A 14,616-nucleotide genomic window follows, 5' to 3' on the forward strand; every position below is an offset into this window, starting at 1 on the left:
AGCCGGACGGCGTGATTCTCGCCACCCCTGATCGGGGTAGCGCTCACATGAGCGATTATCGAGCGGTTGCACTTCCCAAAAGAGTGGCACTGAGTGCCACGCGGTGATCGTTCACACGCTGAACTCAAACGATACGGAGACCGCTCGTCTGAGCGCCCAGGCGGGTCTGCGCGGCACCTTGACTTCAAGAGATGAAAACACCGCCTCCGCACCTCTTGCCGTTCCTTGACTTTCGATGTCGTGGCGGACGGATGGTTACAGGCGCATGACGCACAAGTGGACGTACCCAGGTGCCTTCGATCTGGGTATGTTCCTCGCCGTCAGGGCAGCCACCGCGTCCTCGAGGAGTCGAGACCCGTGTCGGAAAACAAAGATCCCCACGTAGCTCAGCACGCTGAGGGCGTGAAGTTCGTTTATGACTTCACCGAGGGCAACAAGGAACTCAAGGACCTTCTCGGCGGCAAGGGCGCGAACCTGGCCGAGATGACCAACCTCGGGCTTCCCGTCCCTCCCGGCTTCACGATCACCACCGAGGCCTGCAAGACCTACCTCGACAGCGGCGAGGAGCCTGCGGCACTGCGTGACGAGGTGAGTGCGCACCTCGACGCCCTTGAGCAGACGATGGGCAAGAAGCTCGGCCAGGCCGACGACCCCCTGCTCGTCTCCGTCCGCTCGGGCGCCAAGTTCTCGATGCCCGGCATGATGGACACCGTCCTGAACATCGGGCTGTCCGACAAGTCCGTGCAGGGCCTGGCTAAGCAGGCCGGTGACGACCGCTTCGCCTGGGACTCGTACCGCAGGCTCATCCAGATGTTCGGCAAGACCGTCCTCGGCGTCGACGGCGACCTCTTCGAAGAGGCCCTCGACGCGGCCAAGACGGCCAAGAAGGTCACGGTCGACACCGACCTCGAAGCGGCCGACCTGAAGAAGCTCGTCACCAAGTTCAAGAAGATCGTCAAGACCGAGGCCGGCCGGGACTTCCCGCAGGACCCGCGCGAGCAGATGGACCTCGCCATCCACGCGGTCTTCGACTCCTGGAACACCGACCGCGCCAAGCTCTACCGCCGCCAGGAGCGCATCCCGCACGACCTCGGCACCGCCGTCAACGTCTGCTCGATGGTCTTCGGCAACCTCGGCCCCGACTCCGGCACGGGCGTCGCCTTCACCCGCGACCCGGCCTCCGGCCACCAGGGCGTCTACGGCGACTACCTGCAGAACGCCCAGGGCGAGGACGTCGTCGCCGGCATCCGCAACACCGTGGCGCTCGCCGAGCTGGAGCAGATCGACAAGAAGTCGTACGACCAGCTCATGCAGATCATGGAGACCCTGGAGAACCACTACAAGGATCTCTGCGACATCGAGTTCACCATCGAGCGCGGCACCCTGTGGATGCTCCAGACCCGCGTCGGCAAGCGGACCGCCGGTGCGGCCTTCCGTATCGCCACCCAGCTGGTGGACCAGGGCCTCATCGACGAGGCCGAGGCGCTCCAGCGCGTCAACGGCGCCCAGCTCGCGCAGCTCATGTTCCCGAAGTTCGACGAAGAGGCGAAGGTCGCGCAAGTCGGCCGGGGCATCGCGGCGTCGCCGGGCGCGGCGGTCGGCAAGGCCGTCTTCGACTCGTACACCGCGGTGAAGTGGTCGCGTTCGGGCGAGAAGGTCATCCTGGTCCGCCGGGAGACCAACCCCGACGACCTGGACGGCATGATCGCCGCCGAGGGCATCCTGACCTCCCGCGGCGGCAAGACCTCCCACGCGGCCGTCGTGGCGCGCGGCATGGGCAAGACCTGCGTCTGCGGCGCGGAGGAGCTGGAGGTCGACACCAAGCGCCGCCGGATGACGGTCCCCGGCGGGCACGTCGTCGAGGAGGGCGACGTCATCTCCATCGACGGCTCCAGCGGCAAGGTCTACCTGGGCGAGGTCCCGGTCGTCCCGTCGCCCGTCGTCGAGTACTTCGAGGGCCGGATGCACGCGGGCGCCAACGACGCCGACGAGCTGGTCGAGGCCGTCCACCGGATCATGGCGTTCGCCGACCGCAAGCGGAGCCTGCGGGTGCGCGCCAACGCGGACAACGCCGAGGACGCGCTGCGCGCCCGCCGTTTCGGCGCTCAGGGCATCGGCCTGTGCCGCACCGAGCACATGTTCCTCGGTGACCGCCGTGAGCTGGTCGAGCGCCTGATCCTGGCCGACACCGAGGCCGAGCGCGAGGAGAGCCTGAAGGCGCTGCTCCCGCTGCAGAAGAAGGACTTCGTCGAGCTGTTCTCGGCGATGGACGGCCTGCCGGTCACGGTCCGTCTGCTGGACCCGCCGCTGCACGAGTTCCTGCCCGACATCACCGAGCTGTCGGTCCGTGTCGCCCTCGCGGAGTCCCGCCAGGAGCCGCACGAGAACGAGCTGCGGCTGCTCCAGGCCGTGCACCGCCTGCACGAGCAGAACCCGATGCTGGGTCTGCGCGGCGTCCGTCTCGGCCTGGTCATCCCCGGCCTGTTCACCATGCAGGTCCGCGCCATCGCCGAGGCCGCCGCCGAGCGCAAGAACGCCAAGGGCGACCCGCGCGCCGAGATCATGATCCCGCTCGTCGGCACCGTCCAGGAGCTGGAGATCGTCCGCGAGGAGGCCGACCAGGTCATCGCGGAGGTCGAGGCGGCGACCGGGACGAAGCTGAAGCTGTCGATCGGCACGATGATCGAGCTGCCGCGCGCCGCCCTGACCGCCGGCCAGATCGCCGAGGCCGCCGAGTTCTTCTCCTTCGGCACCAACGACCTCACCCAGACCGTCTGGGGCTTCTCCCGCGACGACGTGGAGGCCAGCTTCTTCACCGCGTACCTGGAGAAGGGCATCTTCGGGGTCTCGCCGTTCGAGACCATCGACAAGGACGGCGTCGGCTCCCTGGTGAAGGCCGCCGCCAAGGCCGGCCGGGAGACCCGCCCCGACCTGAAACTCGGCGTCTGCGGTGAGCACGGCGGCGACCCGGAGTCGGTCCACTTCTTCCACGAGGCCGGACTCGACTACGTCTCCTGCTCGCCGTTCCGCATCCCGGTGGCACGCCTGGAGGCGGGCCGCGCCGCCTCGACGTCGCAGGGCAGCGACCACCGCTAGACCCCCTCTCCGGCGGACGGCTCGTGCGGAGCCGCCCGCCGGACCGGGCCCAGAGCTCCGGGGCCGTCGTCCACCACCCCGACCCTCACCGGTGGACGACGGCCCCGGCGTACGGAACAGGAGGCGGCACCTTGTGCGGGGTGCCGCCTCCTTGTGCTGTCGCGGCATCGCTCTGAGAAGCTGTACGGGGCGGCACGGGCTACTCAGCGGAGGATGTTCGAGGTGCATCACGACGATCAGCCCGTGAATCCTCCGACTGCCCTGTCTTCGGAGCGGGCCGCTGAGATCAACGAGGTCATCGACCGGATCACACGCTGGGCGAGGGGCCGCGAAGACATCGTCGGCCTGCTCCTGGTGGGCTCCTGCGCCCGCGACGCCGCGTGGCCGGACTCCGACATCGACGTCGTCCTGCTCACCGCGGAGGAGTCCCGGCATCTCCTTGCGGATGCCTGCGCCGTGGGGCTCGGGCTGGGCGGACCGATCCGCACCCAGTCGTGGGGACCGATCACGGAACGACGCTATGCCACGGCCTCCGGCCTGGAAGTCGAGCTGGCCATCGGCTCTCCGACCTGGGCGGAGACAGATCCCGTCGATGCGGGGACGCACCGGGTCGTCACCGACTGCGCCCGGGTGCTGCACGACCCGGCAGGCATCCTCGCCGGCCTACTCGCCGCCTGCTGAGCGACCGGTGGCCCGCCGGAAGGTCCGCGGGCCTCTTCGGGAACTGCCCGACGCGGTCTCGTCCGGAGACGATGAGCAGGGCACCCTCGCTGGACGGATAGGCGAGATCGCCATCGCTGGATAAAGTCGTCCCGTTACGGCTGGTTGTGGGGACAACCAGAACGCCTCGGGGAGGGCATGCGGCATATGAGTCGTCGTTCGCAGGGCTTGGTCGGCGTCTGGGCTGAGGTGCAGAGGCAGCAGCAGCGTCAGGGGGAGGCCGATGATCGGCGGCGGAGAGAAGAAGCGCAGCAAGCACGTGCCTACCAGCGGCGAGCCGCTCAGAGTCACCGCGACTACATGCAGGCAGAGGCACTACGTCGCACCGAAGAACTGGACGCGCAGGTAGCTTCCCTTCAGGCCCTTCTGGCGTCGGGCTGTCAGGCTCCGGCTTTCCGGGCTGCCTCCCTCCTGCGTCCCGAGGAGGTCGAGCCGTTCTCCCCAGGGCCGCTGGCGCAGCCCGTGCCCATGCCGGACATCGCCAACTACCAGGGGCAGAGTGGATGGACGCCCGGTCGCCGAGCGCAGGCGCAGGCCGAAGCCCGGGCTCGGTTCGACCGGGACCGGCACGCGGCCCAGGCGGCTGAGGCGCAGCGACAGCAGCAGTTAGCGGCGTACCAGCGGGAGTATCAGCAAGGGGCCGAAGCCCAGTTGGCCGAGGTGCGGTGGCATAACGCCGGCATCGCCGAGCTGACCGAGGGAGTGAGACGCCGCGAACCCGACGCTGTGGTCGAGTACTTCTCCGCGGCTCTCTACGCGTCGACCGCATGGCCGGAGGGCTTCCCACGTCAGGTGGCAGCGGCCTACGACTCGGCAGCCGGACAGTTGGTGCTGGATTGGGAGCTGCCTGCCTGCGACGTCGTCCCCGAGGCCAAGTCCGTTCGGTACATGTACGCGGCTGACCAGCACAAGGAGACCCCCCGGCCGGTGACTCAGCGCCGGGCTCTCTACCGAGAGGTCATCGCACAGTGCATGTTGCTCGTCCTGCACGAGCTTTTCGCCGCGGATGAACCGGGCGCCCTCGAGTCAGTGGCCTTGAACGGATTCGTGGACGGGCACGACCCCACGACGGGCCGACCGGGCCACATGTACCTGGCAACCGTCATGGCTCCGCGCTCGACGTTCCACGACCTGCACCTGGCACAGGTGGATGCCTGCAGTTGCCTGGCCGACGCACTGCACGGGCAACTGTCGTCTCGCCCCTGCCAGCTCACTCCGGTGCGGCCGGGCCGTCGGCCGCAGGAGGTCGGAAACCGGGTCGTCACGCATGGCAGCGACGAGGAACCCGACCTGTACGAGATGGATCCGATCGCCTTCGAGCACCTCGTGGCGGATCTCTTCAGCGCCATGGGAATGCAGGCCGTCACCACCCAGCGCTCGAACGACGGCGGGGTGGACGTCGACGCGCTGGATCCGGCTCCCATCCGAGGCGGCAAGATCGTCGTGCAGGTCAAGCGCTACCGCAACACTGTGCCGCCCACCGCGGTACGTGACCTGTACGGGACCGTGCAAGGCGTCGGTGCCAACAAGGGCGTTCTCGTGACAACGTCCCGGTTCGGTCCTGGCTCCCACACCTTCGCCAACGGCAAGCCGCTGGAACTGATCTCGGGATCTGAGCTCGTCGACCTCCTGCATCGCCACGGGCTACGTGGACGTCTGGGCGATGGTGCCCGCCGATCCGCTGTGCCCTCGACGCCAACGGTTCCGGACACTCGACTGCCTGACGACTACAACGTCCTCGGCATGTCGTGGACCGGAAACGTCGCCTTGGACGTGTGCGCTCTCGTCTGCCGTGGGAACCAGGTCCTGAACGACGATCACTTCGTCTTCTTCAACAACCCGCAAACGCCCGACGGCAGCGTGCGTGCTCTTCCCGCCAGCCCTCCCGACAAGGCCGCCATCCGCGTCTCCTTCGACGCGTTGCCGGCTGAGGCCGACCGGCTCGTACTCGTGGCTGCCGTCGACCCAGAGGTGAACCCGGACTCCGACATCTCCGGCTTCACGGATGCGTGTATCCGGCTCCTCGACGCCGGGATGACCGAGCTCGGCAGACTTGGGGTCTCCGACGGTCGGCCGCGCGAGACCGCCTTGGTACTCGGCTCATTTCGTCGCAGGTCAAGCGGGGACTGGGACTTCGTTCTCGGTGGCAAGGGCTATGCGGGCGGCCTGGAGGAACTCGTCAAGGACTACGGCATCGAGGTGGAGTAACCGATCAGTGCTCGAGTCACGACGGCGCAGTGACCGGGACGGACGCGTCCGCCGAAGTGCGGCGAGGTCGCTGGGGATGTGCCGGGGGAGGCCCCCCACGCTCCAGCCCTCTGTCGCAGCCCCATGTCGTACAGGGCTCCGGGCAGGCCTGTGAGGGAGCTGGGGCGGACGGAGCGATCGTCACGGGCCGCGATGGTGAGATGCGCGACCCCGTTGAGGGGGCCGGTTGCACATGGGCGGGCACTGCGCGATGGTTGCCATCGCCGGTGCCCCGCTGTCCCTGGCCGGAGCGGGAGTGCCCCTGACTCACTCGGTTCCGGCCTGGCTGGCCGAGGCCCACCACGCGCTCTGCGCCGCGGGCCGCACCGCGGGTCCGGCCGCGGACACCGTCCCCGGGGCCGTCGGCCGACCACGAGAGGATCGGCGGCGACTTCTACGACGTCCACGCGTCCGGCGACGGTGAGGCCTCCCTGGTCGCGCTCGGGGACGTGTGCGGCAAGGGCCTCGAAGCCGCCGTGATGACCGGCAAGATCCGCAACACGCTGCACGCCCTGCTGCCGCTGGCGGACGACCACCACCGGATGCTCCGTCTGCTGAACACCTCGCTGCTGAACTCCCACGACACCCGGTTCGCGACGCTGGTCCTGGCCTCCGCCGAACGCCGGGGCAGCACGGTCGATCTCAGGCTGACCAGCGCCGGGCACCTGAACCCGCTGATCGTCCGCGCGAACGGCACCGTGGAGGAGGCCGATACCTCCGGGACCCTGGTCGGCGCCCTGCCGGACATCCGCACCCGCACGGCGGAGCCCCCGCCGACACCGTCACGGCCGGAGTCCCCCTCGAGGACGCGGCGGTCGAGGAGGTCCGCGTGGACCTCACCCCGGTGCCCCTGGGGGACGCGCCCGTCGGGGCATGAGCGACGCTCCCCGGCGCGTCCGGCGACGAGGTCCCGCCCTGTGGGAAGACGGCGTGCCGAGGACGCCCGCCGACACCGTGCGGCGGCCGACCCGTTCGGCCGCGTCCGCGGGGCCGGTGGCCGCCGGATCCCCGTGCACCGCCCGCGTCCCTCGTACGCTGACCCCTCGCAGGCAGGACACACACGACACCCGAACACGGAGGGACCCGGCGATGAGCGGCTGGAGCGCGAGTGACATCCCCGACCAGCGGGGACGCTGGGCCGTCGTCACCGGGGCCAACAGCGGCATCGGCTACGTCACGGCCCGCGAGCTGGCCCGCAAGGGCGCGCATGTCGTCCTCGCCTGCCGCAGCGAGGCCCGCGGTACCGAGGCCGGGGACCGGCTCGTCGCCGAGGTGCCCGGCGCCGACATCGAGTTCGCGCAGCTGGACCTCGGGGACCTCGGCTCGGTACGCCGGTTCGCCGACGCCTACCGGCACGAACGGCTGGACCTGCTCGTCAACAACGCCGGCGTGATGGCCCTGCCGTTCGGACGGACGGCGGACGGCTTCGAGCGGCAGTTCGGGGTCAACCACCTCGGCCACTTCGCCCTCACGGGGCTGCTGCTGCCCGTCCTGCTGCGCACGCCCGGCGCGCGGGTCGTGACCGTCTCCAGCTTCATGCACGCCCTCGCCAACATCGACATCCGGGACCTCGACAGCGAGCGCGGCTACCGGCGCTGGATCGCCTACGGCCGCTCCAAGACGGCCAACCTCCTCTTCACCCACGAACTCGCCCGGAGACTGGAAGTCACCGGCTCCGGCGTCGTCGCGGCCGCCGCGCACCCCGGATACGCCTCCACCAACCTCCAGACCGCCGGGCCCAGGATGGCGGGCCGCAAGGCCGCCGAGCGCTTCGCGGAGATCGGCAACCGGGTCTTCGCCCAGCCCGCCGAGGCCGGCGCCCTGCCCAGCCTGTACGCGGCCACCGCACCCGGGGTGCGTCCCGACTCCTTCACCGGGCCGTCGTTCGCGATGTGGCGGGGCGCGCCGGGGAAGTCCTGGCGCGCCCCGTGGACCCGCGACGACACGGCCGCCGCCCTGCTCTGGGCCGCCTCCGAGCGCCGCACCGGCGTGACGTACGGCGCCCTGGGCTGACCGGCCGCCCCGGGGGCGCTCAGCGCGCCCGGACCTCGTAGACCGCCACCCGCACCGCGTCGTCGTCCAGGCACTGCCCGGTCTCCAGGTCGAAGCGCTGCTTCAGCAGGGGCGAGGCGACGAAGGGGCGGCCCTGGTGGGTGCCGGTCAGGCCGCGGGAGAGGACGGCCGCCCCGGTGAACGGGTCGCGGTTGTCGATCGCGTACGCGCGGCCCGCCCGGTCGAGGAACAGCGCGGCCTGGCGGCCGTCGGGCAGCAGCGCGGCCACGCCGCGCCCCGGGGTCAGCACGGACAGGTCGCAGACGGTGAACCAGTCGTCCGTCAGCTGGAGCTGAACCTTCAGGTCGGTGGTCTCGAGTGCCAGGGTCATCGCGTGGCGCTTCCTTCCAGGGCTCGGTTTCCGATGGTCAGCAGGGGGAGGTCGGGCTTGATCTGGTCGCGCTCCGGTACGAAGCCGACGACCGGGTCGGGGGTGTCGGGGGCGTTGACGAAGGACACGAACCGGGCGAGCTTCTCGGGGTCGTTGATGGTCTCGGCCCACTCGTCGCGGTAGCCCGCGACGTGCGCCGCCATCAGGGACTCCAGCTCGTCGCAGATGCCGAGCGAGTCGTGCACCACGACGTCGCGCACGTGGTCCAGGCCGCCCTCGATCCGCTCCAGCCAGGTCGACGTCCGCTCCAGCCGGTCGGCGGTGCGGATGTAGAACATCAGGAACCGGTCGATGAGACGTACCAGTTCGGCGTCCGACAGATCCTGGGCGAGCAGGTCCGCGTGGCGCGGGGTGGCGCCGCCGTTGCCGCCGACGTACAGGTTCCAGCCGTTGGACGTGGCGATGATCCCGAAGTCCTTCGACTGGGCCTCGGCGCACTCGCGGGCGCACCCGGAGACCGCCGACTTCAGCTTGTGCGGGGACCTGAGCCCCCGGTAGCGCAGTTCGAGGTCGATGGCCATCCGCACCGAGTCCTGCACGCCGTACCGGCACCAGGTCTGTCCCACGCACGACTTCACGGTCCGCAGCGACTTCCCGTACGCGTGCCCCGACTCGAAGCCGGCGTCGACCAGCCGCGCCCAGATCAGCGGCAGCTGCTCGACCCGGGCGCCGAAGAGGTCGATCCGCTGACCGCCGGTGATCTTCGTGTAGAGACCGAAGTCCCGGGCCACCTCGCCGATCACGATGAGCTTCTCCGGGGTGATCTCACCGCCGGGGACGCGCGGCACGACCGAGTACGAGCCGTTCTTCTGGAGGTTGGCGAGGAAGTGGTCGTTGGTGTCCTGCAGCGCCGCCTGCTCGCCGCCCAGGACGTAGCCGTCCGCGCCGATCGCCGGGGCCAGCGAGGCGATGATCGAGCCGATGGCCGGCTTGCAGACCTCGCAGCCGTCACCGCCGCGCGCGCCCTCGCGCCCGTAGCGGTCGAGGAGCTGCCGGTACGACGTGAGGCGCAGGGCGAGGACGATCTCGTACAGCTCCTCGCGGGTCTGCCCGAAGCAGCCGCACAGGCCGTGGTCGACCTCGACGCCGCTCGCCTCCAGCTCGTCGTTGACGAGCTGGCCGAGCACCTTGACGCAACTGCCGCAGCCGGTACCGGCCTTGGTGCACTTCTTCACCTCGGGGACGGTGGTGCACCGGTGCTCGGTGACCGCACCCCGGATGGTGCCCTTGGTGACGTTGTGGCAGGAGCAGATGACCGCGTCGTCCGGCAGCGCGGACGGGCCGAGCTGCGCCGGTCCGTCCGCCCCGGCCGGCAGCACCAGCTGCTCGGGGGCGATCGGCGGCACCGAACCGGTCAGCGCCCGCAGCGTCCCGTACGCCTCCGCGTCGCCGACCAAGATGCCGCCGAGCAGCTCACCGTCCCGGCCGATGACCAGCTTCTTGTACGTGCCCGAGCGGGAGTCCGAGTAGACGACGTCGAGGCAGTCGGCGGTGGCGCCGTGCGCGTCGCCGAAGGAGGCCACGTCGACGCCGAGCAGCTTGAGCTTGGTGGACAGGTCGGCGCCGGTGAACGTCGTCCCCGTGCCCTCGGCGTTCTCGTCCCCGGCCCGCCCGATCGCGGCCGCCGCCGTCTCGGCCATCTCGTAGCCGGGCGCGACCAGGCCGTACACGCGGCCGTCCACGGCCAGCGCGCACTCGCCGATCGCGTACACGTGCGGGTCCTCGGTGCGGCAGCGCTCGTCCACAGCGATGCCGCCGCGCTCGCCGACCGGCAGACCGCAGTCGCGGGCCAGCTGGTCGCGGGGCCGGACACCGGCGGAGAACACCACCAGGTCCGTGGCGAGTTCGGAGCCGTCGGACAGCTTCATGCCGGTCACGGCGCCGTCGGCACCGGTGACGATCTCCTGTGTGCCCGTGCCCGTGTGGACGCTCAGGCCCATCTCCTCGATGGTGCGCAGCAGCGCCGCGCCACCGCCCTCGTCGACCTGCACCGGCATCAGACGCGGAGCGAACTCCACGATGTGCGCGGCCAGCCCGAGGCCCTTCAGCGCGCCCGCCGCCTCCAGGCCGAGCAGCCCGCCGCCGACCACCGCGCCGGTCGTGGCGCGCGCCTTCGCGTACTCCTCGATGGCGAGCAGGTCCTCGATCGTCCGGTAGACGAAACAGCCCTCGGCGTCCTTGCCGGGCACCGGCGGGACGAACGGGTACGAGCCGGTCGCGAGCACCAGCGTGTCGTACGCCACGGTCAGCCCGGAGCGCGCCGTCACCGTCCGCGCCGCCCGGTCGACCGTCTCGGCCGGGTCGCCGAGGTGCAGTTCGATGCCGTGCTTCTCGATGAACCCCGGGTCGGTCATGGAGAGTTCGTCGGGGGTGCGGCCGGAGAAGTACGAGGTGAGCTGGACGCGGTCGTAGGCGGGACGCGGCTCCTCGCACAGCACGACCACCCGGTGCGTGGTGGTCAGGCCGCGCTCGGCGAGCGCTTCGAGGAAGCGCTGGCCGACCATGCCGTGGCCGACGAGCACGATCGTGGGGCGGGGCCGGTCACGAAGAGCCGTCGTGGACATCAGGAGCCTCCATCGTTGGTGAGCAGGTGGAGCAGGGGGGCGCCGTCGGAGGGGAGCGGCTCTGCTCCCTCCCAGGCGCGGGCGAGCGCGCCGACGGTGCCGAGTTCTCCGACGAGCACGCCGCCGACCAGCCGGTCGTCGCGCACGACGACCTTCCGGTACGTGCCGCGGGTGGCGTCGGTCAGCTGGATGACGTCGTCGCCGGGACGCGCGTCGGTCTCGCCGAAGGCGGCGAGGTCGAACGGGGTGGGAGCGGAGGAGGCGGGGCCGGGCGGGGCCGGGGCGAGGGCGTTTGCCGCGAGTGCGTCCGCGGGTCCCGACAGGGTGAGCCGGGTCAGCGCGCGGGTGCCGGTGTAGCGGGCGTCGGTGCCACCGGCCAGCAGCTCCGCGAGTACGTCCGCCTGTTCGAGCGCGGGTGCCGCCAGCCCGTACACCGTGCCGGCGTGCTGCGCGCAGTCGCCGATCGCCCGGATGTGCGGGTCGGAGGTGCGCAGCTCGTCGTCGACGACCACGCCCTTGTGCACCGTGAGGCCCGCGTCGCGTGCGAGGCCCACCCGGGGGTGGACACCGCAGGCCAGGACCACGAGGTCGGCGTCGAGGGCGTACCCGTCGGCCATCTCGACCGAGCGGACCGCGTCACCGAGGCAGCGCATCCCGCGCACCCGGCTCTCCGTGTGCACCTCGACACCGAGGCCGGTGAGGTGCCGGTGGACCAGCGCGGACGCCGACGGGTCGAGCTGCCGCTCCATCAGGCGCTCCGACTGCTGGGCGAGCACCACCTGCGCGCCGCGCAGGGCGAGCGCGCGGGCGGCGGACACGCCGAGCAGCCCGCCGCCGATGACGACGGCGCGCGCGCCCTCCCGGACCGCCTTGGACAGCCCCAGGCAGTCGTCCATGGTGCGGAACGCGTGCACACCCTCGGGCAGTTCGTGCCGCCCGGGGGAGAACAGCCCCCGCAGCGGCGGCAGCACCGGGTTCGAGCCGGTCGCCAGCACGAGCGTGTCGTACGCGATCATCGAGCCGTCCGCGCAGTGCAGCGTCCGCGCGGCGCGGTCGACGCGGGCCACCCGGGCGCGGGTCAGCCGCGCGGGCGACGGGAGGGCGATCACCTCCGGCGCGTACCGCCCGGCCAGCACCTCGGCGAGCAGGACGCGGTTGTACGGGGTGTGCTCCTCCTCGCCGACGAGCACGACGTCCGTGCCCAGTTCGCCGAGCCGCCGGGCGAGCCGGGCGCCCGCGAGTCCGGCGCCGATCACCACCACACGCGTATTCGAGGTCATGCACGCAGCGTGCGGTGCCGACGTTACCCGGTGACATCCCCACTGTTTCCCGGGGGGAACGCTGCCCTCAGCGGGGATGGGGGGAGGATGTGAGGGTTCACGAGGGCGGCGGGGCGCGGATGTGAGGAGCGGGGGCACGCTCGCTGTGGGGCGCGGGTGGGGTTTACCGAACCCCGGACTCTCGTGCCGGCACGATCGATCATGGGACGCGGAACCGGGAGTCTTGGGGTCTCCACTCGTATCCGGCTCACTCCTGGGGGCAACGATGACCACCGTTCACGAGCAGACATGCGCACTGCCGCAGACCTCGACGCCCGCACCGGGGCCCGCAGCGGCGCCGCCACCGGCGCCCGCACCGGCGTCGACCCCGCGGGCGCGTGCCGTCCGTGCCGTCCCCGCCTCCGTGGCGTCGCACGCCCGGCGGCTCCTGCGGGAACCGTTCACCGCGCGGACCTGGCGCGCGGTCGCGTACGCGCTGATCGCCCTGCCCGTCAGTGTGCTCTGCGTCCCCCTGGGTCTCCTGGGCGCCCCGGTCGGCCGGTGGCAGCGGGCACTGGTCGGGCGGTTCCTCGCGGTGGAGCGTGCGCCCGGCGACGTACGGGACGGAGCGCCCGCCCGGTCGCCCGGCGATGCACGGCACGGGGCGCACTCCGGTTCGCCCCGCCGCGCACGGGGAGTCGCGCACGCGGCGCTGGCCGCCCCGCTCGACCTCGCCGTGGCCGCCGTCACCCTCTACGGCTGGTCGATCGTCCCCATGAACCTCGCCTGGCCCCTGCGCGCCGGCTCCGACTACGCCGACGCCTGGGGAGGGCCCACCTTCGCCGGGGCGTGGGCCTTCCACGCGGTCGTCGGCGGGATCGGTTTCCTGCTGCTCATGCCGTGGCTCGGCCGGGCCATGGCCGCCGTACAACTCCGCCTCGCCGCGGCGCTCCTTCCGTAACGTCCCCGACGGCCCGCCCACGGGCCCGTACCGGCAGGTTGACCTCAGATGCACCGCCTCAGCGCACTCACGGCCTTCCCCTTCGGGCGGCGCCCCCTCGCCCTGCTCCTGTACGGGGTGATCGCCTTCCCGCTGGCCCTGGCCGGCTTCGTCCTGACCCTCGCCGGTCTGCTGGTCGGCGGCGCTCTGTCGGTGACCACCCTCGGCCTGTGGCTGGTCGCCGCCACCGTGCGCTTGGCGCTCGCACTCGGCTCACTCCAACGCGGGCTCGCGCGCCGCCTGCTGGGCGTGCGGATCGACGCACCGGAACGCAGGCCCGGCACCGGCCTCCTCGGCCGACGGCGCGCCCTGCTGGCCGACCGCACCGGGCGGCGCGCCGTCGCCTGCGCGCTCACCGCCCCCTTCACCGCGGTCCTCGGCCTCGTCGCTGTCCTCGTCGGCTACGCCTGCGGTGTACTCCTCACCCTCCACCCCCTGGTCGCGCGCTGGAACTACGAGAACCGCGACGGCCGCCACGTCTCCCTCGAGGTCGCCGGTGTCCAGCTCGACTCCTGGCCGCGCTGGCTCATCCCGGTGGCCGTCGGCCTGATCCTTCTGGCCACCGCCTCCTGGCTGCTGGGCCGGGCGCTCGCCCCGCACCGGATGCTGCTCGTCGCGCTGCTCGGCCCGAGCGCCGCCGACCGCCGCATCCACATCCTGGAGGAGACCCGGGCCCAGGCCGTCGACGACGCCGCGGCCACCCTGCGCCGCATCGAACGCGACCTGCACGACGGGGCGCAGGCCCGGCTGGTCGGCATCGCCATGCACCTCACGATGATCCGGGAGCTGATCCGCTCCGGCGCCGACCCCGAGCGCCTGCTCGCCGTCGTCGACACCGCGCAGGGCAACGCCACCCAGGCCGTCGCCGACCTGCGCGGCCTCGTCAAGGGCATCCACCCTCCCGCCCTGGACCAGGGCCTGGACACCGCGCTGGCCACCCTCGCCGCCGACAGCGCACTGCCCGCCGGGGTCACCGCCGTGCTCGACGACCGGCCGGCCCCCGCCGTCGAGTCCATCGCCTATTTCTGCGCCGCCGAACTCCTCGCCAACGCCACCAAACACAGCGGCGCCGGCTCCGTCACCATCGAGGTGACGGCACGGGACGGACTGCTGCGACTGCGCGTGCGCGACGACGGACGCGGCGGGGCGGTCGTCGGCGCCGGCACGGGACTGACCGGGCTGCTCACCCGCGTACGCACCGTCGACGGCACGCTCGACTGCGACAGCCCGCCGGGGGGCCCTACGGTGGTCACCGTCGAACTGCCGTACTGAGAACACCCAGGTGCC

The 14,616-nt window shown here is 71.6% G+C and carries 9 protein-coding genes and 1 pseudogene; 7 read left to right on the plus strand and 3 right to left on the minus strand.

The genetic code is table 11. The features are described 5' to 3' along the window. The first annotated feature begins 357 nt into the window (after positions 1–357). The 5 genes and pseudogenes from ppdK to ACFY93_RS30080 all read left to right on the plus strand — a co-directional run bounded on the left by ppdK (position 358) and on the right by ACFY93_RS30080 (position 8,076). A complete protein-coding gene (ppdK, locus tag ACFY93_RS30060; protein WP_391364824.1) occupies positions 358–3,096 on the plus strand; it encodes a pyruvate, phosphate dikinase in 2,739 nt (912 codons plus the stop codon). 243 nt (positions 3,097–3,339) lie between these two features. Further along, on the plus strand, positions 3,340–3,777 hold the full coding sequence (locus tag ACFY93_RS30065) for a nucleotidyltransferase domain-containing protein (protein ID WP_391364826.1): 438 nt from the start codon (positions 3,340–3,342) through the stop codon (positions 3,775–3,777). A gap of 186 nt (positions 3,778–3,963) precedes the next feature. After that, entirely contained in the window at positions 3,964–6,024 is a 2,061-nt protein-coding gene (locus tag ACFY93_RS30070) for a restriction endonuclease (RefSeq protein WP_391364828.1), read from the plus strand. 398 nt (positions 6,025–6,422) lie between these two features. Then, a pseudogene (locus tag ACFY93_RS30075) lies at positions 6,423–6,845 on the plus strand (PP2C family protein-serine/threonine phosphatase); the annotation flags it as partial. A 307-nt stretch (positions 6,846–7,152) separates the two neighbouring features. Next, positions 7,153–8,076 carry an oxidoreductase gene (locus tag ACFY93_RS30080; RefSeq protein ID WP_391364830.1) on the plus strand — a complete coding sequence of 308 codons (924 nt, stop codon included), beginning with the start codon at positions 7,153–7,155 and terminating at the stop codon, positions 8,074–8,076. A 19-nt stretch (positions 8,077–8,095) separates the two neighbouring features. On the opposite strand, the gene nirD is transcribed toward ACFY93_RS30080, so the two are convergent. From nirD to ACFY93_RS30095, 3 genes are read right to left on the minus strand one after another with little or no spacing between them, the layout of a single operon-like run. Beyond that, positions 8,096–8,446 (minus strand): nitrite reductase small subunit NirD, encoded by a 351-nt coding sequence (gene nirD, locus ACFY93_RS30085; RefSeq protein ID WP_391364832.1) that lies wholly within the window; start codon positions 8,444–8,446, stop codon positions 8,096–8,098. After that, entirely contained in the window at positions 8,443–11,070 is a 2,628-nt protein-coding gene (nirB, locus tag ACFY93_RS30090; RefSeq protein WP_391364834.1) for a nitrite reductase large subunit NirB, read from the minus strand. The genes nirD and nirB overlap by 4 nt, the downstream gene beginning before the upstream one ends. Further along, positions 11,070–12,350: an FAD-dependent oxidoreductase gene (locus tag ACFY93_RS30095; RefSeq protein ID WP_391364836.1), complete on the minus strand. Its 1,281-nt coding sequence runs from the start codon at positions 12,348–12,350 to the stop codon at positions 11,070–11,072. The genes nirB and ACFY93_RS30095 overlap by 1 nt, the downstream gene beginning before the upstream one ends. Positions 12,351–12,615: 265 nt before the next feature. On the opposite strand from ACFY93_RS30095, the gene ACFY93_RS30100 reads away from it, so the two are divergent. Together ACFY93_RS30100 and ACFY93_RS30105 are read left to right on the plus strand one after the other, a co-directional pair. Continuing rightward, a complete protein-coding gene (locus ACFY93_RS30100) occupies positions 12,616–13,290 on the plus strand; it encodes a sensor domain-containing protein (protein ID WP_391364838.1) in 675 nt (224 codons plus the stop codon). Between the two features lie 48 nt (positions 13,291–13,338). Continuing rightward, positions 13,339–14,601: a sensor domain-containing protein gene (locus ACFY93_RS30105; protein ID WP_391364840.1), complete on the plus strand. Its 1,263-nt coding sequence runs from the start codon at positions 13,339–13,341 to the stop codon at positions 14,599–14,601. Positions 14,602–14,616 lie beyond the last annotated feature (15 nt).

The organism is Streptomyces sp. NPDC008313, assembly GCF_042956125.1.
In the GTDB taxonomy this organism is placed as follows: Bacteria; Actinomycetota; Actinomycetes; order Streptomycetales; family Streptomycetaceae; genus Streptomyces.